An 18,970-nucleotide genomic window follows, 5' to 3' on the forward strand; every position below is an offset into this window, starting at 1 on the left:
ACATCCAGGGGTATCCATCATGCACGTCAAATGGCTCGCATTGCCGCTCGCAATGCTATTGGGAATGTCCGCCAACGCCGCGGACAAGGTGAAGATAGGTTTCATCAGCACGCTGTCGGGACCGCTGGCGGCGCTGGGGACGGAAATCCGGGACGGGTTCCGGCTCGGCCTGGATGAAACCGGCAACCGGATGGGCGGCCTGCCCGTCGAGGTGGTGGAAGGCGACGACCAGGCCAACCCCGGCATCGGCAAGCAGCTGGCCGACAAGTTCATCAAGCGCGACAAGGTCGACTTCATGACCGGCGTGGTGTATTCGAACGTGATGATGGCGGTGGGCGCGCCCACCTTCGCGGCCAGGACGTTCTACATCAGCGCCGCGGCGGGCCCCGCCTCGCTGGCCGGCGCGCAGTGCAACCCGTACTTCTTCGGGCTGGCCTGGCAGAACGATGGCCAGAGCGAGGCCATGGGCCGCCACATGAGCGACAAGGGCTACAAGCGCGTCGTCATCATGGCGCCCAACTACACGGGCGGCAAGGAGAACCTGGAAGGCTTCAAGCGCACCTTCAAGGGCAGCGTGGCCGACGAGATCTACGTCAAGCTGGGCGAACTGGACTTCGCGTCCGAGATCGCCAGGATCCGCGCCCAGAAGCCCGACGCGCTGTTCTTCTTCCTGCCCGGCGGCATGGGCATCAACTTCATCAAGCAGTTCCGCGCAGCGGGACTGGCGAGCGAAGTGCCGTACTTCGTGCCGGGCTATTCCGCCGACGAGGACACCATCCAGGCGCTGGGCGAGGCGATGGTCGGCCTGCAGAACTCGTCGCACTGGGCATGGGACCTGGACAATGCCGCCAACCGCAACTTCGTCGCGCGCTTCCAGCAGCGCTACGGCCGGCTGCCGTCGATGTACGCGTTCCAGGGCTACGACGTGGTGCGGCTGCTGGACCGCGCGGTGGCCGACGTGAAGGGGAAGATCGAGGACAAGCGCGCGCTGCATGACGCCATCGCCGCGGCCCGCTTCGAGTCCGTGCGGGGCGCCTTCAAGTTCAACACCAACCAGTTCCCGATCAACGACTTCTATCTGCGCGAGGTGCAGAAAAACGAGTCGGGCCGCGTCACCAACAAGACGGTCGGCAAGATCATGACGGCGCACACCGACAGCTATGCCGGCGCCTGCAAGATGAAGAACCCCTGACCGGATCACGAGGATTCCACCATGGCAACTCCCAAGATACTCGCCTTCGCCGGCAGCTCGCGCGGCGCGTCGCTGAACAAGCTGCTGCTGGCGGTGGCCGCCGACGGCGCCCGCGCGGCCGGCGCCGAGGTCACGCAGGTCGACCTGCGCGACTATCCCATGCCGATCTACGACGGCGACGACGAAATGCAGTCGGGCGTGCCCGACAACGCGATGGCCTTGCGCGGCCTGATCGCCGAGCACGACGCCCTGCTGGTCGCCACGCCCGAGTACAACGGATCGATTACCGCCCTGCTCAAGAACGCGCTGGACTGGTGTTCGCGCCCGATCAACGGCGAGGACGGGCTGCTGCCCTACCGGGGCAAGATGGTCGCGCTGCTGGCGGCCTCGATGAGCCCCTTCGGCGGCATCCGCGCCGTGACCCACGCGCGCGCCATCTTCAACAAGATGGGCGCGATCGTCCTGCCCGACGAAGTGCTGCTGCCGCAGGCCCAGCATGCCTTCGACGCCGGCGGCAACCTGCTGAACGAAACCTCGCGCCAGCTCGCCCGGCAACTGGGGGCGGCGCTGGCCGCGAAGGCGGGACGAGGCGTCTCATGAGCACGGTCATCGAGTCCGCGCTGAACGGCGTCCAGTTCGGCCTGATGCTGTCCCTGCTGGCCGCCGGCCTGACGCTGGTGTTCGGCATCATGGACATGATCAACCTGGCCCATGGTTCGCTGTACATGTTCGGCGCCTACCTGACCGCCGCGCTGGTGGAACCCACTGGATCGTTCCTGCTGGCGATGCTGGTGGCGCTGCTGGCCACGGCGGCCCTCGGCATGCTGCTGGAGACGACCGTGCTGCGCACGCTGTACCAGCGCGACCACTTGTCCCAGGTGCTGGCGACGTTCGCGCTGATCCTGATCGGCAACGAGGTGGTGCGCATGATCTGGGGCCCGCAGCCGCGCCGGCTGGCGCTGCCCGAACTGTTCTCGGGCCCGGTCGACCTGGCCGGCATCCAGTACCCGTCCTATCGCCTGCTGGTGATAGGCGTGGGCCTGGCGGTGGCCCTGCTGCTGTACCTGGTGGTGGCGCGCACGCGCGTCGGCATGTGGGTGCGGGCGGGCGCGTCCAACCGCGAGATGGCGACGGTCATGGGCGTGGACATCAAGCGCCTGTTCACGCTGGTGTTCGGCCTGGGCGCGCTGCTGTGCGCCGTGGCCGGCGCATTGCTGGGGCCGCTGCTGTCGGTCCAGGTAGGCATGGGCGAGAGCATCCTGATCCTGGCCTTCGTGGTGGTCGTGATCGGCGGCATCGGCTCGATCCGCGGCGCGCTGGCCGGCTCGCTCATGGTGGGCATGGTCGATACCGTCGGCCGCACGCTGGTGCCCGGCGCGCTGGGCACGGTGTTCTCGCCCTCGGTCGCCTCGAACCTGGGGCCGACGCTGGCCTCGATCCTGATCTATGTCCTGATGGCGGCCGTGCTGTTCTGGAAGCCGCAGGGCCTGTTTCCTGCACGGGGGTAACCATGGCACCACTGGACCAAATCCTGGGCCGCCGGACCGGCGCCGTCCTGCTGGCGCTGGCCTTGGCCTTTCCGCTGGGCGCCGACTGGCTGGGCCAGGGCTTCTACGTCGACCTGGCCGCGCGCATCATGATCTTCGCGCTGGCGGCGTCCAGCCTGAACCTCGTCATGGGCTTCGGCGGCATGGTCTGTTTCGGCCACGCGGCTTTCCTGGGCATAGGCGCCTACACGGTGGCCATCCTGATGGATGCCGGGGTGGACGCGGCCTGGATCGCCTGGCCCGCGGCAACGGCGGTGGCCGCGCTGGCGGCCTGGCTGATCGGCGTGGTCAGCCTGCGCACGCGCGGGGTGTACTTCATCATGATCACCCTGGCCTTCGCGCAGATGCTGTATTACGTGTTCGTTTCGCTGAACGCCTACGGCGGCGACGACGGCATGCCGCTGGCGGCGCGTTCGGCCCTGCCCTTCGGCCTGGACGCCTCGTCCGACCTGACCTTCTACTACGTCGTGCTGGCCATCCTGGCCGGGGCCATGTGGCTGATGCAGCGCCTGGTCAACGCCCGCTTCGGCCGCGCCTTGCAGGCCATCCGCGAGAACGAGACGCGCATGGAGGCCATCGGCTATCCGGTGTTCCGCATCAAGCTCGCGGCCTTCGTCATCGCCGGCGGCGCGGCCGGGCTGGCGGGCGCGCTGGTCGCGAACCAGGCCGGGATGGTCAGCCCCGGCCTGATGTACTGGACCCAGTCGGGCTCGCTGATGATCATGGTCATCCTGGGCGGGGTGGGCTACTTGTACGGCGGCGTCGTGGGCGCCGCGCTGCTGCTGGTGGCCGAGGAATACCTGTCGGGGCTGACGCTGTACTGGCAGCTGCCGCTGGGCATCCTGCTGCTGGCCGCGGTGCTGTACGCCCGCAACGGCGCGCTCAGCCTGCCCGCGAGGTGGCGCCATGGCTGATTCCTACAAGCTGCGCGTGGCGGGACTGGTCAAGCGGTTCGGAGGACTGACCGCCACCGACCAGGCCAGCTTCGAGGTCAGGACCGGCGAAATGCATGCCCTGATCGGTCCCAACGGCGCGGGCAAGACCACGCTGATCCACCAGATATCGGGCGCGCTGCGGCCGGACGGGGGCCGGATCTCGATGGATGGCGCCGACATCACCCGGCTCCCCATGCACCGGCGCGTGCGCCTGGGGCTGGCGCGCTCGTACCAGATCACCAGCGTGTTCAAGGCATTCAGTGTCCTGGACAACGTGGCGATGGCGGTGCAGGCGCGCACCGGCGGCGCCGCCGGCTGCTGGCGGCCGGTGCGGCGCGAGGCCGACGTGTATGCGCAGGCCCGGCACGCGCTCGAGCGGGTCGGCCTGGCCGCCCGCGCGGACGCATTGACCCACAGCCTGTCCCACGGCGAGCAGCGCAAGCTGGAGGTAGCCCTGGCGCTGGCCACGTCCCCCAGCCTGCTGCTGCTGGACGAGCCCATGGCCGGGATGGGACCCGAGGAATCCGAGGCGATGGTGGAACTGCTGCTGGGCCTGCGCGGCGAGGTCACCATGCTGCTGGTCGAGCACGACATGCATGCCGTGTTCCGCCTGGCCGATCGCCTTTCTGTCCTGGTCTATGGACGGGTGATCGCCACCGGCTCGCCGGAAGCGATCCGCGGCAACGCCGACGTGTGCCGGGCCTACCTGGGCGACGAGGCCACCGTACGAGCGGCATGAAAAGAGGAGACGCCCCATGGAACCGGTATTGGAAGTGAAAGGACTGCAGGCCGCCTATGGCAGCAGCCAGGTCCTGTTCGACGTGTCGCTGGACATCGGCGTGGGCGCGATGCGCACCCTGCTGGGCCGCAACGGCATGGGCAAGACCACCACGGTACGGACGCTGCTGGGCCTGACGCCATCGCGCGGCGGCGAGGTGCGCTTTCTCGGCCAGCGCATCGACCGCCTGTCGCCGCACCGCATCGGCCGCCTGGGCATCGCGGTCGTCCCGGAGGGCCGGCAGATATTCCCCAACCTGAGCGTACGCGAGAACCTGACGGCCTTCGCCGCCAACCGCAGCCGCCAGGCCGAGCCCTGGACGCTGGACCGGATCTACGCCCTGTTCCCGCGCCTGCGCGAGCGCGAGCGGAACATGGGCAACCAGTTGTCGGGCGGCGAGCAGCAGATGCTGGCCATCGGCCGCGCCTTGATGACCAACCCGCACCTGCTGATCCTGGACGAGGCCACCGAGGGCCTGGCGCCGCTGATCCGGCAGGAGATCTGGGACTGCCTGGCCGCGCTGCGGCGCGCAGGGCAGACGCTGCTGGTGATCGACAAATACGTCGAGCGCCTGATCGGCATCGCCGACCGGCACACTATCATCGAACGCGGACGCGTGGCGTGGGAGGGCAGTTCGGGAGAGCTCGGCGCCGACCCGGCCATCTGGCAACGCTACGTGGGTCTCTGACCCCGCGCTTCGCGCATGGCATCTGGAGCAATCGCATGAAACACGTATCTATGGCCGGGCTGAGCGAGATGCAGCGCTACTGGCTGATCACCGGCAGCGTCGGGCCCCGGCCCATCGCACTCGTCACCAGCCTGGATGCGGACGGCCTGTGCAATGCCGCGCCGTTCAGCGCGTTCAACTACATGGGCGAGGATCCGCCGCTGTTCGCCATCGCCGTGGTCGCCTACGGACAGGAAAGCCACCGGCCGGGCGAGGCCAAGGACACGCTGCGCAACATCCGCGAGCACGAGGAGTTCGTGGTGAACATGGTGGACGAGGCCATCGTCGACCAGGCGGTGCAGTGCGGCAGCGATTTTCCCGCGCACGTCTCGGAGGCCGAGGCGGTGGGCTTCTCGCTGGCGCCCTGCGCCACCGTGCGGGTGCCGCGCATCGTCGAAGCGCCGATCTCGTGGGAATGCCGGCTGTTCCGTATCCTGGACATCTCGACGCAGCGGGCCATCGTCTTCGGCGAGATCCTGGCGATGAACTTCCGCGACGACCTGCTGGACGAACAGGCGCTGCGCGTCGACGTCGGGCGCTTCGCCCCGGTGGGCCGGCTGGGCGGGCCGAACTACTGCCTGACGGGCGAGCGGCGCCGCATACCGGTGCCGACCTACATGCCGGCCACGGGGCAGCCGCGGGAATGACGGCGGCGCGCCCCCCCGCGCTACCAGACGATGCAGAACCCCTGTTCCAGCAGCGCCGACGGCAGCGTGGCCGCGCGTACCAGCCCCACCGCGCCGAACGCGGCGACCACCGCGCCGCCGGCGATGCGCCAGGCCGGCCGCCGCGCGCGGCGGCGCAGCCAGCCGTATCTATGGCCGGGCTGAGCGAGATGCAGCGCTACTGGCTGATCACCGGCAGCGTCGGGCCCCGGCCCATCGCACTCGTCACCAGCCTGGATGCGGACGGCCTGTGCAATGCCGCGCCGTTCAGCGCGTTCAACTACATGGGCGAGGATCCGCCGCTGTTCGCCATCGCCGTGGTCGCCTACGGACAGGAAAGCCACCGGCCGGGCGAGGCCAAGGACACGCTGCGCAACATCCGCGAGCACGAGGAGTTCGTGGTGAACATGGTGGACGAGGCCATCGTCGACCAGGCGGTGCAGTGCGGCAGCGATTTTCCCGCGCACGTCTCGGAGGCCGAGGCGGTGGGCTTCTCGCTGGCGCCCTGCGCCACCGTGCGGGTGCCGCGCATCGTCGAAGCGCCGATCTCGTGGGAATGCCGGCTGTTCCGTATCCTGGACATCTCGACGCAGCGGGCCATCGTCTTCGGCGAGATCCTGGCGATGAACTTCCGCGACGACCTGCTGGACGAACAGGCGCTGCGCGTCGACGTCGGGCGCTTCGCCCCGGTGGGCCGGCTGGGCGGGCCGAACTACTGCCTGACGGGCGAGCGGCGCCGCATACCGGTGCCGACCTACATGCCGGCCACGGGGCAGCCGCGGGAATGACGGCGGCGCGCCCCCCCGCGCTACCAGACGATGCAGAACCCCTGTTCCAGCAGCGCCGACGGCAGCGTGGCCGCGCGTACCAGCCCCACCGCGCCGAACGCGGCGACCACCGCGCCGCCGGCGATGCGCCAGGCCGGCCGCCGCGCGCGGCGGCGCAGCCAGCCGGCGGCGCCGGACAGCGCGACCAGGTTGGGCAGCGTGCCCAGGCCGAAGGCCGCCATCGTCAGGGCGCCGGCCGCGGCGCTGCCCGCCACCAGCGCCACCGCCAGCACGCCCAGCGACATGCCGCAGGGCATCCAGCCCCAGGCAAGCCCGGTCAGGAAACGTTCCAGCAGCGGCCGGCCGGCGATGCCCGCACGCACGTAGCGGCCGGCGGGCGAGCGGGCGATGGCCGCCGCCGTGCCGGTCCAGCCGCGCACCAGGGCGACCCGCCAGGCGCCGGCCGCCGGGCCGCCCGCCACCGCTCGGGGCCAGGCCGCGCGCGCCACCAATGCCAGGCCGTGGACACACAGCAGCGCCGCCCCGAAGGCCAGCGCCCCGCGCTGGAGCGGCAGCCAGTCCCGGCTCCAGATGTTGCCTCCCAGTCCGCCCGCCACCGCGCCCAGCAGCGCATACGAGGCGATGCGTCCGGCATGCATGACCAGGGCCTCCCACCCCAGCCGCCACGGCGCCGCGCGCCGCAGCACCGCCAGGCGTTCGCCATGCCGGTGCTCGACCGCCATCACCAGTCCGCCGCACATGGCGGCGCAGTGCACCCCGCCCAGCAGGCCGAGCAGGAACACGCTGGCCAGCGCCGGCCAGCCGGCGGCCCATCCGCTCACGCCACGCCCCCACGGCCGACCCGCGTCATGGCAGGTCGTCCGCGTCGTTGCCGTCCGGCCCCGCGCCGCCGCCCGCCAGGTACAGCGTGATGGCGCTGGAGACCCCGGCAATCGCCCACAAGAGGAAAAAGGCCACGGTATAGAACGCCTGGCGCGACATCTCGACCGGGCGCCCGACGATGGTCAGGCCGCGCGGATCGAGCAGGGTGAAGACGACCAGCGCGGCGCAGGCGCTGGCCAGGAAGGCCGGCCACAGCACCCACATGCTGACGCGCCGCCATTTCATGGCGCACGCTCCACCACCAGCCCGCGCTTGACGATGGCCGCCGCCGTGCCGGTCCAGCCGCGCACCAGGGCGACCCGCCAGGCGCCGGCCGCCGGGCCGCCCGCCACCGCTCGGGGCCAGGCCGCGCGCGCCACCAATGCCAGGCCGTGGACACACAGCAGCGCCGCCCCGAAGGCCAGCGCCCCGCGCTGGAGCGGCAGCCAGTCCCGGCTCCAGATGTTGCCTCCCAGTCCGCCCGCCACCGCGCCCAGCAGCGCATACGAGGCGATGCGTCCGGCATGCATGACCAGGGCCTCCCACCCCAGCCGCCACGGCGCCGCGCGCCGCAGCACCGCCAGGCGTTCGCCATGCCGGTGCTCGACCGCCATCACCAGTCCGCCGCACATGGCGGCGCAGTGCACCCCGCCCAGCAGGCCGAGCAGGAACACGCTGGCCAGCGCCGGCCAGCCGGCGGCCCATCCGCTCACGCCACGCCCCCACGGCCGACCCGCGTCATGGCAGGTCGTCCGCGTCGTTGCCGTCCGGCCCCGCGCCGCCGCCCGCCAGGTACAGCGTGATGGCGCTGGAGACCCCGGCAATCGCCCACAAGAGGAAAAAGGCCACGGTATAGAACGCCTGGCGCGACATCTCGACCGGGCGCCCGACGATGGTCAGGCCGCGCGGATCGAGCAGGGTGAAGACGACCAGCGCGGCGCAGGCGCTGGCCAGGAAGGCCGGCCACAGCACCCACATGCTGACGCGCCGCCATTTCATGGCGCACGCTCCACCACCAGCCCGCGCTTGACCACCGGGTCGGCGACCGGAGGATCGTCATGCGTGACCGCCAGCACGATGGTCACGATGCAGCCCAGCATCGCCAGGGCCGGCCCCGCCATCAACAGCCAGGGCCAGGGTTCCTTCCACCAGGGTCCGGCATCGTTCTGTTCCTGCATCCCGCACCTCGCTTTGTCCATTCAAGGAACGATGAAACTCGACGTCTCGCGCAGCCCGCCCGCGTCGCGGTCGTCGCGCACGATGAACTCGATCCGGTGCGTGCCCGATCGCGCCTCGTCCACGGGCAGCGACACCCGCACCGGCCACAGGCGGTTCGAGGCAGGCGCCAGTTCGATGTCCGTGCCGCCGTCGGCCCCCTGCACGCGCAGTTGCGGCAGGCCCTGCACGTCCAGCCGCACGCGCATGGCGCGCTCGGTCGCGTTCATGAGCTGCAACTGGTAGACGTTCTCGATCATGCCGCCCTCGACCTCGCGCGCCAGCACCGAGCGATCGCGTATCACGTCCACGCGCAGCGGCTGCCTTGCCGCCAGCAGGCCGACGAACACCGCCGCCAGCGCCAGCCAGATCGCGCCGTACACCAGCACGCGCGGGCGCAGCAGGCGGCGCCGCGCCTGTTTGGCATCCAGCCGCAGCTCGATGGCGCGTTCGGACGCGTAGCGGATCAGGCCGCGCGGATACTGCATCTTGTCCATGACCTGGTCGCAGGCGTCGATGCACGCGCCGCAGCCTATGCACTCGTATTGCAGGCCGTCGCGGATGTCGATGCCGGTGGGACACACCTGCACGCAGATGCTGCAGTTCACGCAATCGCCCAGGCCCGCCTCGCGCGGGGCTATCCTGCGCGACCGGCTGCCCCGGGGGTCGCCCCGCACCGAGTCGTAGGTGACGACGTAAGTGTCGGGGTCCACCATCACGCTCTGGAACCGCGCGTAGGGGCACATGTATTTGCAGACCTGCTCGCGCATGAAGCCGGCGTTGCCCCAGGTGGCGAAGCTGTAGAAGACCAGCCAGAACCATTGCCACGGCCCCAGCGCGCCCTGCCACGCCTGGCCCGCCAGTTCGCGGATGGGGCTGAAATAGCCGATGAAGGTGAACCCGGTCCAGGTCGCCACCACCAGCCACATCGCGTGCTTGGCGCCCTTGCGCCCGAGCTTGCGCCAGGACCAGGGCGCGGCGTCGAGCCGGATGCGCGCGAACCGGTCGCCCTCGGTCAGGCGCTCGATCCACATGAAGATCTCGGTGTAGACCGTCTGCGGACATGCGTAGCCGCAGAACAGCCGGCCCGCCACCGCGGTGAACAGGAACAGCGCCAGCGCGCTCAGGATCAGCAGCAGCGTCAGGTAGATGATGTCCTGCGGCCACAGCACCATTCCGAACAGGTAGAACTTGCGCGCGCCCAGGTCGAACAGCACGGCCTGCCTGCCGTTCCAGGTCAGCCACGGCAGGCCGTAGAACACGGCCTGCGTCAGGAACACCAGCGCCACGCGCCAGCGCGCGAAAATGCCGCTGACCGAGCGCGGGTAGATCTTGCGCCGAACCTCGTACAGTGCCTGTTCCGAGCCGTCCTCGTCGCCGCCGGCGGCCGCGCAGGCGCGCTCGCTCGGGGAGCTCATTTCGCCTCTTCGGCGGGCCGTGTCAGGCCCCAGACGTAGGCGGCCAGCAAGCGGATCTGCTGCGGCGTGAACACGTCCTCGTGCGCCGGCATCTGGTTGTTGCGGCCCCTGGTGATGGTCTCGGCGATGACGGCGGCCGAACTGCCGTACAGCCAGACCTTGTCGGTCAGGTTGGGCGCGCCCAGCAGCGGATTGCCCTTGCCCTCGACGCCGTGGCAGGCCGCGCAGTTCGCGCGGAAATCGGTCCGGCCGCGGGCGGCCTTGATGGGATCGGCGGCCAGGCCCGACAACGAGCGCACGTACTGGGTCACGTCGCCCACCGCGCGCGAGTCCAGCTGTTCGCCGAACGGGGGCATGATGCCGTGCCGCCCCTTTTCGATCGAAGCGCGGATGATGTCGGGCGAAGAACCGTACAGCCAGTCGCCGTCGGCCAGGTTGGGAAAGCCCTTGCTGCCGCGCGCATCCGACCCATGGCACTGGGCGCAGTTATTCAGGAACAGCCGCTGGCCGATCTCCCGACCCTGCGCGTCGTCGGCGATGGCCGGAATCTCCATGGCCTCGAAGCGCGCGTACAGCGGCTGGACCTGTTCGCGCAGCCGGTCCTGCTGCGCGGCCAGCGCGCCGGTGCTGGACCAGCCCAGCCAGCCCTGGACCTTGCCCAGCCCGGGATACAGGACCAGGTAGCCCAGCGCGAAGACACAGGACAGCAGGTACATCCACATCCACCAGCGCGGCAGCGGATTGTTCAGCTCGCGCAGGTCGCCGTCCCAGACGTGGCCGGTGTCGTCGACCTGGCCGCCTGTGGCGGCCTTGGAGGATTTCAGAAAGGCCCGCTGCGAGAACAGCAGCCAGACGCACCAGACGATGCCCGCCAGCGCGATCGCGCCGATGTAATAGCCCCAGAAATCGGTAGTGAAATCGCTCATTGCCCGGCATCCTTGCCTTGCGCCGCGACGGCGCTTTCATCGGGGAGCGCGAACGGCAGCATGGCCGACTCGCGGTTGGCCTCGACCCGGGCGCGCGACCACGCCCACGCCACGATGGCCAGGAAGGTCGACAGCGCCAGCGCCGTCGCGATCGATGTCACCCAAGCGATCATGTCCATCACCGCCCCTGCTTCTTCATCGCCAGGCCCAAACCCTGGAGGTAGGCCACCAGGGCGTCCTCCTCGGTCTTGCCAGCCAGTTCGGCGGCCGCGCCCGCGATCTGCTCATCGGTATAGGGCACGCCCAGCGTGCGCAGCGCGCGCATGCCCGCCTCGACCTGATCGCTCGCGACCGGCGTCTGGCTCAGCCACGGATAGGCCGGCATGTTGGACTCGGGCACGACGTCGCGCGGATTGTTCAGGTGGACGCGATGCCAGTCGTCGCTGTAGCGGCCGCCCACGCGCGCCAGGTCGGGCCCGGTGCGCTTGGACCCCCACAGGAAGGGCCGGTCGTACACGCCTTCGCCGGCCTCGGAGTAACGGCCGTAGCGCTGCACCTCGGCCGCCAGCGTGCGCACCTGCTGCGAATGGCAGCCCACGCAGCCTTCGCGGATGTAGACGTCCCGCCCGGCCAGGCGCAGGGCGGTATAGGGCTCCACGCCCTGGACGGGAGTCGTGGTGGAGTGCTGGAAGAACAGGGGCACGATCTGCACCAGCCCCGCGATGCTGACCACCGCGATGGTGGCCAGGATCAGCCAGCCCACGTTCTTTTCCAGCGTCTCGTGGCTGAAGAAGGAAGCGCGCTTCGATTTCATGGCGGTGCGCTCCTCAGGCCAGCTGCGGCCGGGCCGCCACGGATACCGGAACCGGCGCCGGCACCGGCGCGTCGAACGGCTGCCGCCCGCGCGCCGTCATGACGAAGTTCCACGCCATCAGCAGCATGCCGCCCAGGAAGCACACCCCGCCCAGCAGGCGCACGACGTAGAACGGATACGTGGCCTTGACCGATTCGACGAAGGTGTAGGTCAGGGTGCCGTCGGGTTCCACGGCGCGCCACATCAGGCCCTGCATGACGCCGGCGATCCACATCGCGGCGATATAGAGCACCACGCCCAGCGTGGCGATCCAGAAATGGAGTTCTATCATCTTGGTGCTGTACATCTGCTTCTGCCCGAACAGACGCGGGAACAGGTAATAAAGCGAGCCGATCGTGATCATCGCGACCCAGCCCAGCGCGCCGGAATGCACGTGGCCGATGGTCCAGTCCGTGTAGTGCGACAGCGAGTTGACGGTCTTGATGGACATCATCGAGCCCTCGAACGTGGACATGCCGTAGAAGGACAGCGCCACCACGAGGAACTTCAGAATGGGATCGGTGCGCAATTTGTGCCAGGCGCCCGACAGGGTCATGATGCCGTTCAGCATGCCGCCCCACGACGGCGCCAGCAGGATCAGCGAGAACACCATGCCCAGCGACTGCGCCCAGTCCGGCAGCGCCGTGTATTGCAGGTGGTGCGGGCCGGCCCACATGTAGGTGAAGCTCAGCGCCCAGAAGTGGACGATGGACAGCCGGTACGAATAGATGGGGCGCTCGGCCTGCTTGGGCACGAAGTAGTACATCATGCCCAGGAAGCTGGTGGTCAGGAAGAAGCCCACGGCATTGTGGCCGTACCACCACTGCACCATCGCGTCCTGCACGCCGGCGTAGGCCGAGTACGACTTCCACATCGTGGCCGGCCATTCCAGGTTGTTGACGATGTGCAGCAGCGCGATCGTCAGGATGTAGGCGCCGAAGAACCAGTTCGCCACGTAGATGTGGCGGGTCCTGCGTTGGACGATGGTGCCGAAGAACACCACGGCGTACGCCACCCACACCAGCGTGATGAGGATGTCGATGGGCCATTCGAGTTCGGCGTATTCCTTGCTGCTGGTGTAGCCCATCGGCAGCGTGATCGCCGCCGCGACGATGACGGCCTGCCAGCCCCAGAAGGTGAAGGCCGCCAGCGGCGCCGAGAACAGGCGCGCCTGACAGGTACGCTGCACCACGTAGTAAGAGGTGGCGAACAGCGCGCTGCCGCCGAACGCGAAGATGACCGCGTTGGTGTGCAGCGGCCGCAGCCGCCCGTAGGTTAGCCATGGCACGTCGAAGTTCAGCGCCGGCCAGATCAATTGCGCGGCGAGCAGCACGCCCACCGCCATGCCCACGATCCCCCACACGACCGTCATGACGGCGAATTGGCGGACGATCTTGTAGTTGAATGTTTCGCCGGAAAGCGCGCCGCTTGCGCTGTCGCCCATGGCAGTTTCCCCTGATTCTGAATTCCCGCTCCTATCATGCGCAGGCGCCGGGGATCGCGCCTTGACGCAGATCAAGCTTCGCGGGAAGAGCGCTCGGAGCGCGGCGTTTCGTCCACACCGGCAGGTGTGTCGTCGTCCATCAGGATGGCGTAGTCGGCGCCGTCCATGTCCTCGAACTGGCCGTCCTGCACCGCCCACCACAGCACCACGACGACGGCCAGCACCAGCATCAGGCTGAGCGGGACCAGCAGGTAGAGCGTTTCCATCAGCGGCGCAGCCTCCATGCGTTGCCCACCACCAGCAGCGAGGACAGCGACATGCCCAGCGCCGCCATCCAGGCGATGATCCAGCCCGAGGCGGCCAGCGGAATGAAGGACAGGTTGTAGGCCAGGGCCCAGCCCAGGTTCTGGCGCATCACGTGGCGCGCGCGGCGCGCGGTTCGCAACGCGTGCGCCACACCCAGGATGCCGTGGCCGTTCAGGATGACGTCGGCGCTGGCGCGGGCCAGCGGCGTGCCGGCCGCGACGGCCATGGACACCTGGGCCAGACCGAGCTGCGGGGCATCGTTGATGCCGTCGCCCACCGCCAGCACCACCGCGCCGCCAGCCTGCAGGGACGCGACGTAGTCCTTCTTGCCCTCGGGGCTGACGCCGCCCGCATGGCTGCTGATGCCGAACTCGGTGGCCCAGGCTTCGACCGTGCGCGCATCGTCACCCGACACCAGGTGCACACGCTTGCCCATCGCCTGCAGCGCCCGCACCGTCTCGTGGCTGTCCTCGCGCGGCGCATCCCGCAGCACGAAGCGCGCGAGCGGACCGGCATCGCCGGCCAGCCAGACCTGCGTGGCGACGGCGCCTGCCGCCCCGTCCCGGCCATCGGCCAGCGACGGCAGTTGCGCCGGGTCGCGCGACCCCGCCGCGAAACGTGGGCTGCCCAGGCGCATCGTGGTCCCGGCGAAGCAGGCTTGCACGCCCTGCCCCGGCAGGTGGCGGGCGTCCTGGACGTCCGGCACTGGCAGGCCCGCCTCGCGCGCCGCCGCGATCAGCGCCAGGCCCGTCGGGTGCGTGCTGCCTTCCTCCATGGCCGCAGCCAGGGCCAGGCACTGCCCCGTGCCCAGCGCGCCGAATATCTCCACGCTCGCCACCGAGAACCGGCCCTGCGTCAGCGTCCCGGTCTTGTCCAGCACCACGTCGGTGACCTGCGCCAGCGTTTCCAGCGCATGCCCCTTCACCACCAATATGCCCTTGCGGGCCAGGGCCGCCGTGGCGGCCGCCAGCGCGGCCGGCGTCGCCAGCGACAGCGCGCACGGACAGCTGACCACCAGCACCGCGATCATGACCGGCAGCGCGCGCGACGGATCGAGCCACCACCACACCGCGCCGGTGGCCAGCGCCAGCGCGATCAGCGCCAGCACGAACACCACCGCGATGCGGTCGGCCAGCACCGCGATGCGCGGCTTTTCCTCCAGCGCCCGATCCAGGGCCTGGATGATCCGCGCCAGCCGGGTTTCGCCGCCGACCTGCTCGACCCGCATCCATACCGGGCTGCCGTTGTTATGGCTGCCGGCGGCCAGGCCATCGCCCACCGCCTTGGCGATGGGCCGGCTTTCCCCGGTCAGCATGGCCTCGTCGACCTGCGTGGCGCCTTCCAGCACCCGGCCGTCGGCCGGCACGGCCTCGCCCGGGCCGATGCGCAGCACGTCGCCCGGACGCACCTGCTGCAGGGCGATGATGTCGGTCTCGCGGCTGGCCGGATAGTCCCGCAGCCGCGCGCAGGTGGCGGGCAGTTGCGCGGCCAGCGCGCGGCCGCCGTCCTGCGCCTCGTGGCGCACCACCAGTTCGAGATAGCGCGCCGCCAGCAGCAGGGCCACGAACATGGTGACCGAATCGAAATAGACCTCGCCCCGGTTGGCCACCGTGGCGGCCACGCTGGCGCCGAAGGCGGCCAGGATGCCGATCACCACCGGCAGGTCCATGCCCGGCCGGCCATGGCGCAGCCCCCGCCAGGCGCCCCGCATCAGCGGCCACGCGCTGTACATCACCACCGGCAGGGTCAGCGCCAGGCTGGCCCAGCGCAGCAGCTGCCACTGGTCGGGCGCGATCGAGGCTTCGTGGCGGTAGAGCGGCCACGCATACATCATGACCTGCATCATGCACAGCAGCGCCACCGCCATGCGCAGCAGCAGGCCGCGCTTCTCGCGGCGCAGGCCGTCGTTCGCGGTCCCGGGCTGGAAGGGCACGGCTCGATAGCCGATGGCGGCGAACGCGTCCAGGACACGGCCCAGGCCGGTCTGCGCCGTCTTCCAGCGCACCCGCGCCCGGCCGGTGGCATGGTTGACGTGCGCCGCCACCACCCCGGGCTGGCGCTCCAGGTGCTGCTCGCACAGCCAGACACAGGCGGCGCAGCGCAAGTCGCCTATCGTCAGCCAGGCCTCGGCCGTGCCGGCGTCCACGGCGCGCACGTATAGCGATTCGATGTCGGACTGCCCGAACGCCGCGCGCAGATCCGCCTGCCCGTCGGCATCGTCCAGCGGCCGGCCCAGGCCGCTGCGGAAACGGTAGAAACTCTCCAGGCCCGCGCCATGGATGGTCTGGGCGACCGCCAGGCAGCCGGCGCAGCAGAACCAGTGCTGGCCCCCCGCGACCGACGCGCGCAAGCCGCCGCCCGCGGGCTGGCCGCAGTGATAGCAGTCCACGGCCAAGGCACCGGGGGCCGGCGCGGCCAGGGAGGCGGAAGGCAGCGAAGTCATGTTCACGCTGCGCATTCTGGCCGCAAGCCCGGCCGCGCGCGTTGATCCAGGTCAAGCGGGAGGGTTCAGGCGGGCCGGGTCAGGTCTTCCAGGCGGCCCAGCCAGCGCATGGCGTGCTCGCGGCTGTCCCCGCACATGTCGGAGGCGGGCATCAGCGAGGCGCAGACGGCGGGCCGCTCGGGCCGGCCGAACAGCTTGCAGCGCTCGTCTTCGTCCAGCTGGATGCAGCGCATGCCGGCCGGCTTGCCTTCGGGCATGCCCGGTATCGGCGTGGTGATGGACGGCGCCGTGCAACAGGCGCCGCAGCCGGGGCGGCATTCCATGCGTTCAATCCGCCCGTACCGACTGCACGAAGGTCCGGGCCGAGTCGCGGTCCAGCTCGTCTTCCCGGCCCAGGGCCACGACTTCGATCAACTGGTTCCCCAGCAGGTAGACCCGGCCCAGCAGCCAGGACGGCGTGTTCGCCACGACGCCATGCACCTCCAGCTCCACCGCCCGGCCGAGCTTGCGTGTGTCGGCGGGCGCCTGGCGCAGCGTGATTTCCTTGCGGTAGGTAAGCGTGCCGCGCAGGTTGGCCAGCAACACCTGCTCGAAGGCGTCCGCGACCTTGGCCAGTTCGGCCGGATCGGCCAGGATGGCCTCCGGCAGCGTCACCCGGCCAACGGCGAAGATGGAGGTGTCCACCGGCGCGATGTCGAAGGCCAGCGGCAGCGTGTGGCCGGCGATGTCGACGTCGCGCTGGTCGGGCTTGGGTCGGGCGGGGAAGGTGACGCGGATCGCCCCGTCGGCCGCCGGCATCTCGCGCCAGTTGTACTTGGGCGAGCAGGCGGCCAGCATGGCCAGGAGCAGGACGAGACAGGCGCGGATAGGTGAAGACATGGGCATTCCAGCGGCAGTGTGCGGCGGCGTCGCCCGCCCGCCCGCGACAAAACGGTACAAGCTGTTACACGAGCCAGCCGGCCCGCTGGAAGTGGCTGAGCGACAATCCGCCTTTGAATCCATACACGATCGATACGGGACAACGAATTGTCGCTGATTTCCATGACGACCGCTCCAGACGGCACGCAGCTCGCGGCGTACCGCTGGGACGTGCCGCCCCGCCCGGAAGGCTACCGGCCCGCGTACCTGCTGCACGGCCTGGGTGAGCACGCCGGACGCTACGAAGGGCTGGTGCGCTGGTTCGCGGCCCGCGGCTGGTCGCTGGCGGCGCACGACCATCGGGGCCACGGCCGTTCCAGCGGCAAGCGGGGCGCGCTGCGCGCCAGCGACGATCTGGTGGTGGATGCCGAACACCGGCTGGCCGAATACGTGCGCGAAACGGGCGCGCCGCCGCTGCTGATCGGGCACAGCCTGGGCGGCCTGGTGGCCGCGCGCGTGGCGCTGCGCGGCAACGTGCCGCTGGCGGGCCTGGTGCTGTCCTCGCCCGCCTTCAGCGTGGAACTGTCCGCCCGCCAGCGCTGGATGCTGGACATGCTGGGCGGCATTGCCCCCGACCTGCGCGTGGGCAGCGGCCTGAAGATCTCCCGGCTGTCGCACGAGCAGGCCGTGATCGATGCCTATGCCCAGGATCCTCTGGTGCACGACCGGATCAGCGCGCGGCTGATGCGCTTCATCGCCGATGCCGGGGCGCAATCGATCGCCGAGGCCTCCGGCCTGAAACCGCGCACGCTGCTGATGGTGGCGGGGGACGATGCCATCGTCTCGCCGTCGGGCAGCCGGCGCTTCGCCGACGCGGGCGCGCCCGGCAAGCTGGCGCTGCGCTGGTACCACCAGGCCTACCACGAGGTGCTGAACGAGTCCCCGGCGCTGGCCGCCCCGGTCTATGCCGACATGGAGACCTGGCTGGCCACGCTGACCGCCCCGGTTTGAACCGGTCGGCCAGAATGGGCTATCCTAGCCTCATGGAACCCATACGGCGTGCCGTGCCGGCACCCGCCTCCTCGCTTCGATCCCGGTCGACGCGCATCTGCGCGCGTCGCGCCTCGTCGCGCCCGTCCATCCTGTTTCCGCTCATCCCGGCCTTCCACTCCTGAGCCCGGCGATCCCCCTCCCCTCTACTGCTTTCTCGCAATCGATCGCCGGGCTTCCCGAACAAACGTCTTGAACGCCGTTTTTCCGGCACCGTTTTTCAGGAGACAGGCATGCAAACCGGCAGCCCTCAGTACATCACCGTCAGCGAACTCGACTACGTTCGCCTTACCAACCTTCTCGGCGACCGCGAACCCGCCGCGGGCACGGCGCAGGCCGTCCTGGCCGAGGCCCTGGACCAGGCCGACCAGGCCGAGCCGCGCGAAATCCCCGCCGACATCGTCACCATGCACACCCGCGTGGAAGTCGAGGACGAAGGCGGCGCGCGGCTGATCACGCTGTGCTATCCGAAGGAAGCCGATGCCGCCCAGGGCATGGTGTCGGTGCTCTCGCCCATGGGCGCCGCCCTGCTGGGCACCCAGGTTCCCGGCACGATAGGCTGGACCCCGCCCGATGGCGAACCGCGCCAGGCGCGCGTCGTGCGCATCGACTACCAGCCCGAAGCCAACGGCGACTACACCGCCTGATCCCTCCTGCCACGCGGCGGCCGGACAACATCCCCGCCCGCGTTTCCCGCCTTCCGTCCCCTGGCCGTGCTAGAGTAGCCGCCGAGTCGGTGCTTCACAGTTAAACGGGAAACAGGAGGGCCCCTTCGGGACCTAACCTGTGCTGCCCCCGCAACGGTAAGCATTCCGTCCCGCGTGGCCACGCCGCGCGCGACACGCCGCATCGAACCCACTGTGCCCCGTCCCGCCGCATCCTCCGGCGCCGACGCGCATGGGAAGGGGATGCGGCCGCGAATGCCAGCCCGGATACCGGCCGGCTCGACGGTCCCCCGGACCGA

24 protein-coding genes and 1 riboswitch are annotated in these 18,970 nt (G+C 70.0%); of the genes, 10 read left to right on the plus strand and 14 right to left on the minus strand.

Annotated elements, in window-relative coordinates:
- The first annotated feature begins 64 nt into the window (after positions 1-64).
- From EGT29_RS27225 to EGT29_RS27260, 8 genes are all read left to right on the plus strand, one after another.
- A complete protein-coding gene (locus tag EGT29_RS27225) occupies positions 65-1,192 on the plus strand; it encodes an ABC transporter substrate-binding protein (RefSeq protein WP_238160228.1) in 1,128 nt (375 codons plus the stop codon).
- 21 nt (positions 1,193-1,213) lie between these two features.
- Positions 1,214-1,792, plus strand: coding sequence for an NADPH-dependent FMN reductase (locus EGT29_RS27230; RefSeq protein ID WP_124691939.1), 579 nt, complete (start codon positions 1,214-1,216; stop codon positions 1,790-1,792).
- Complete coding sequence (locus tag EGT29_RS27235) at positions 1,789-2,700, plus strand: branched-chain amino acid ABC transporter permease (RefSeq protein ID WP_124691940.1); 912 nt, start codon at positions 1,789-1,791, stop codon at positions 2,698-2,700. The genes EGT29_RS27230 and EGT29_RS27235 overlap by 4 nt, the downstream gene beginning before the upstream one ends.
- Before the next feature lie 2 nt (positions 2,701-2,702).
- Positions 2,703-3,653 (plus strand): branched-chain amino acid ABC transporter permease, encoded by a 951-nt coding sequence (locus tag EGT29_RS27240; protein ID WP_124691941.1) that lies wholly within the window; start codon positions 2,703-2,705, stop codon positions 3,651-3,653.
- Positions 3,646-4,413 (plus strand): ABC transporter ATP-binding protein, encoded by a 768-nt coding sequence (locus tag EGT29_RS27245; RefSeq protein ID WP_124691942.1) that lies wholly within the window; start codon positions 3,646-3,648, stop codon positions 4,411-4,413. The genes EGT29_RS27240 and EGT29_RS27245 overlap by 8 nt, the downstream gene beginning before the upstream one ends.
- 16 nt (positions 4,414-4,429) lie before the next feature.
- Positions 4,430-5,140: an ABC transporter ATP-binding protein gene (locus EGT29_RS27250; RefSeq protein ID WP_124691943.1), complete on the plus strand. Its 711-nt coding sequence runs from the start codon at positions 4,430-4,432 to the stop codon at positions 5,138-5,140.
- Positions 5,141-5,175: 35 nt separating this feature from the next.
- Positions 5,176-5,826, plus strand: a complete 651-nt coding sequence (locus EGT29_RS27255; protein WP_124691944.1) for a flavin reductase family protein — start codon at positions 5,176-5,178, stop codon at positions 5,824-5,826.
- 170 nt (positions 5,827-5,996) lie between these two features.
- Entirely contained in the window at positions 5,997-6,632 is a 636-nt protein-coding gene (locus tag EGT29_RS27260) for a flavin reductase family protein (RefSeq protein ID WP_124691945.1), read from the plus strand.
- Positions 6,633-6,652: 20 nt separating this feature from the next.
- On the opposite strand, the gene EGT29_RS27265 is transcribed toward EGT29_RS27260, so the two are convergent.
- From EGT29_RS27265 to EGT29_RS27330, 14 genes are all read right to left on the minus strand, one after another.
- Positions 6,653-7,453, minus strand: coding sequence for a sulfite exporter TauE/SafE family protein (locus EGT29_RS27265; RefSeq protein WP_238160230.1), 801 nt, complete (start codon positions 7,451-7,453; stop codon positions 6,653-6,655).
- A 25-nt stretch (positions 7,454-7,478) separates the two neighbouring features.
- Positions 7,479-7,739, minus strand: a complete 261-nt coding sequence (locus EGT29_RS27270; protein ID WP_124691946.1) for a hypothetical protein — start codon at positions 7,737-7,739, stop codon at positions 7,479-7,481.
- Entirely contained in the window at positions 7,736-8,206 is a 471-nt protein-coding gene (locus EGT29_RS27275) for a sulfite exporter TauE/SafE family protein (RefSeq protein WP_124691947.1), read from the minus strand. Before EGT29_RS27275 ends, EGT29_RS27270 begins: the two co-directional genes overlap by 4 nt.
- 25 nt (positions 8,207-8,231) lie before the next feature.
- On the minus strand, positions 8,232-8,492 hold the full coding sequence (locus EGT29_RS27280) for a hypothetical protein (protein ID WP_124691946.1): 261 nt from the start codon (positions 8,490-8,492) through the stop codon (positions 8,232-8,234).
- The gene (locus tag EGT29_RS27285; protein WP_124692540.1) at positions 8,489-8,671 is read right to left on the minus strand and encodes a FixH family protein; all 183 of its coding nucleotides are present in this window, start codon (positions 8,669-8,671) and stop codon (positions 8,489-8,491) included. The genes EGT29_RS27280 and EGT29_RS27285 overlap by 4 nt, the downstream gene beginning before the upstream one ends.
- 21 nt (positions 8,672-8,692) lie before the next feature.
- Positions 8,693-10,126, minus strand: a complete 1,434-nt coding sequence (ccoG, locus tag EGT29_RS27290; protein WP_124691948.1) for a cytochrome c oxidase accessory protein CcoG — start codon at positions 10,124-10,126, stop codon at positions 8,693-8,695.
- Complete coding sequence (ccoP, locus tag EGT29_RS27295; protein ID WP_124691949.1) at positions 10,123-11,052, minus strand: cytochrome-c oxidase, cbb3-type subunit III; 930 nt, start codon at positions 11,050-11,052, stop codon at positions 10,123-10,125. The genes ccoG and ccoP overlap by 4 nt, the downstream gene beginning before the upstream one ends.
- Positions 11,049-11,225, minus strand: a complete 177-nt coding sequence (locus tag EGT29_RS27300; protein WP_124692541.1) for a CcoQ/FixQ family Cbb3-type cytochrome c oxidase assembly chaperone — start codon at positions 11,223-11,225, stop codon at positions 11,049-11,051. The genes ccoP and EGT29_RS27300 overlap by 4 nt, the downstream gene beginning before the upstream one ends.
- 5 nt (positions 11,226-11,230) lie before the next feature.
- Positions 11,231-11,866, minus strand: coding sequence for a cytochrome-c oxidase, cbb3-type subunit II (gene ccoO, locus EGT29_RS27305; RefSeq protein ID WP_124691950.1), 636 nt, complete (start codon positions 11,864-11,866; stop codon positions 11,231-11,233).
- Positions 11,867-11,879: 13 nt separating this feature from the next.
- On the minus strand, positions 11,880-13,349 hold the full coding sequence (gene ccoN / locus EGT29_RS27310) for a cytochrome-c oxidase, cbb3-type subunit I (protein ID WP_124691951.1): 1,470 nt from the start codon (positions 13,347-13,349) through the stop codon (positions 11,880-11,882).
- A gap of 71 nt (positions 13,350-13,420) precedes the next feature.
- Positions 13,421-13,615 carry a cbb3-type cytochrome oxidase assembly protein CcoS gene (ccoS, locus tag EGT29_RS27315; protein WP_124691952.1) on the minus strand — a complete coding sequence of 65 codons (195 nt, stop codon included), beginning with the start codon at positions 13,613-13,615 and terminating at the stop codon, positions 13,421-13,423.
- On the minus strand, positions 13,615-16,113 hold the full coding sequence (locus EGT29_RS27320; protein WP_124691953.1) for a heavy metal translocating P-type ATPase: 2,499 nt from the start codon (positions 16,111-16,113) through the stop codon (positions 13,615-13,617). Before EGT29_RS27320 ends, ccoS begins: the two co-directional genes overlap by 1 nt.
- A gap of 50 nt (positions 16,114-16,163) precedes the next feature.
- Positions 16,164-16,421, minus strand: coding sequence for a YkgJ family cysteine cluster protein (locus EGT29_RS27325; protein WP_124691954.1), 258 nt, complete (start codon positions 16,419-16,421; stop codon positions 16,164-16,166).
- 4 nt (positions 16,422-16,425) lie between these two features.
- Complete coding sequence (locus tag EGT29_RS27330) at positions 16,426-16,977, minus strand: hypothetical protein (protein ID WP_124691955.1); 552 nt, start codon at positions 16,975-16,977, stop codon at positions 16,426-16,428.
- A gap of 162 nt (positions 16,978-17,139) precedes the next feature.
- Between EGT29_RS27330 and EGT29_RS27335 the strand changes: the two genes are divergently transcribed.
- Complete coding sequence (locus EGT29_RS27335; protein ID WP_124691956.1) at positions 17,140-17,967, plus strand: alpha/beta hydrolase; 828 nt, start codon at positions 17,140-17,142, stop codon at positions 17,965-17,967.
- A gap of 272 nt (positions 17,968-18,239) precedes the next feature.
- Positions 18,240-18,653, plus strand: a complete 414-nt coding sequence (gene rnk / locus EGT29_RS27340; protein WP_124691957.1) for a nucleoside diphosphate kinase regulator — start codon at positions 18,240-18,242, stop codon at positions 18,651-18,653.
- Between the two features lie 70 nt (positions 18,654-18,723).
- A riboswitch (cobalamin riboswitch) is annotated at positions 18,724-18,965 on the plus strand.
- Positions 18,966-18,970: the final 5 nt, after the last annotated feature.

It is taken from the genome of Pigmentiphaga sp. H8, assembly GCF_003854895.1.
In the GTDB taxonomy this organism is placed as follows: Bacteria; Pseudomonadota; Gammaproteobacteria; order Burkholderiales; family Burkholderiaceae_B; genus Pigmentiphaga.

Bases quoted from the DNA above. Each gene is read 5' to 3' on its own strand.
- EGT29_RS27225 (WP_238160228.1), top strand. From the start codon at position 65: ATGTCCGCCAACGCCGCGGACAAGGTGAAGATAGGTTTCATCAGCACG.
- EGT29_RS27230 (WP_124691939.1), top strand. From the start codon at position 1,214: ATGGCAACTCCCAAGATACTCGCCTTCGCCGGCAGCTCGCGCGGCGCG.
- EGT29_RS27235 (WP_124691940.1), top strand. From the start codon at position 1,789: ATGAGCACGGTCATCGAGTCCGCGCTGAACGGCGTCCAGTTCGGCCTG.
- EGT29_RS27240 (WP_124691941.1), top strand. From the start codon at position 2,703: ATGGCACCACTGGACCAAATCCTGGGCCGCCGGACCGGCGCCGTCCTG.
- EGT29_RS27245 (WP_124691942.1), top strand. From the start codon at position 3,646: ATGGCTGATTCCTACAAGCTGCGCGTGGCGGGACTGGTCAAGCGGTTC.
- EGT29_RS27250 (WP_124691943.1), top strand. From the start codon at position 4,430: ATGGAACCGGTATTGGAAGTGAAAGGACTGCAGGCCGCCTATGGCAGC.
- EGT29_RS27255 (WP_124691944.1), top strand. From the start codon at position 5,176: ATGAAACACGTATCTATGGCCGGGCTGAGCGAGATGCAGCGCTACTGG.
- EGT29_RS27260 (WP_124691945.1), top strand. From the start codon at position 5,997: ATGGCCGGGCTGAGCGAGATGCAGCGCTACTGGCTGATCACCGGCAGC.
- EGT29_RS27270 (WP_124691946.1), bottom strand. From the start codon at position 7,739: ATGAAATGGCGGCGCGTCAGCATGTGGGTGCTGTGGCCGGCCTTCCTG.
- EGT29_RS27280 (WP_124691946.1), bottom strand. From the start codon at position 8,492: ATGAAATGGCGGCGCGTCAGCATGTGGGTGCTGTGGCCGGCCTTCCTG.
- EGT29_RS27285 (WP_124692540.1), bottom strand. From the start codon at position 8,671: ATGCAGGAACAGAACGATGCCGGACCCTGGTGGAAGGAACCCTGGCCC.
- ccoG (WP_124691948.1), bottom strand. From the start codon at position 10,126: ATGAGCTCCCCGAGCGAGCGCGCCTGCGCGGCCGCCGGCGGCGACGAG.
- ccoP (WP_124691949.1), bottom strand. From the start codon at position 11,052: ATGAGCGATTTCACTACCGATTTCTGGGGCTATTACATCGGCGCGATC.
- EGT29_RS27300 (WP_124692541.1), bottom strand. From the start codon at position 11,225: ATGATCGCTTGGGTGACATCGATCGCGACGGCGCTGGCGCTGTCGACC.
- ccoO (WP_124691950.1), bottom strand. From the start codon at position 11,866: ATGAAATCGAAGCGCGCTTCCTTCTTCAGCCACGAGACGCTGGAAAAG.
- ccoN (WP_124691951.1), bottom strand. From the start codon at position 13,349: ATGGGCGACAGCGCAAGCGGCGCGCTTTCCGGCGAAACATTCAACTAC.
- ccoS (WP_124691952.1), bottom strand. From the start codon at position 13,615: ATGGAAACGCTCTACCTGCTGGTCCCGCTCAGCCTGATGCTGGTGCTG.
- EGT29_RS27320 (WP_124691953.1), bottom strand. From the start codon at position 16,113: ATGCGCAGCGTGAACATGACTTCGCTGCCTTCCGCCTCCCTGGCCGCG.
- EGT29_RS27325 (WP_124691954.1), bottom strand. From the start codon at position 16,421: ATGGAATGCCGCCCCGGCTGCGGCGCCTGTTGCACGGCGCCGTCCATC.
- EGT29_RS27330 (WP_124691955.1), bottom strand. From the start codon at position 16,977: ATGTCTTCACCTATCCGCGCCTGTCTCGTCCTGCTCCTGGCCATGCTG.
- EGT29_RS27335 (WP_124691956.1), top strand. From the start codon at position 17,140: ATGACGACCGCTCCAGACGGCACGCAGCTCGCGGCGTACCGCTGGGAC.
- rnk (WP_124691957.1), top strand. From the start codon at position 18,240: ATGCAAACCGGCAGCCCTCAGTACATCACCGTCAGCGAACTCGACTAC.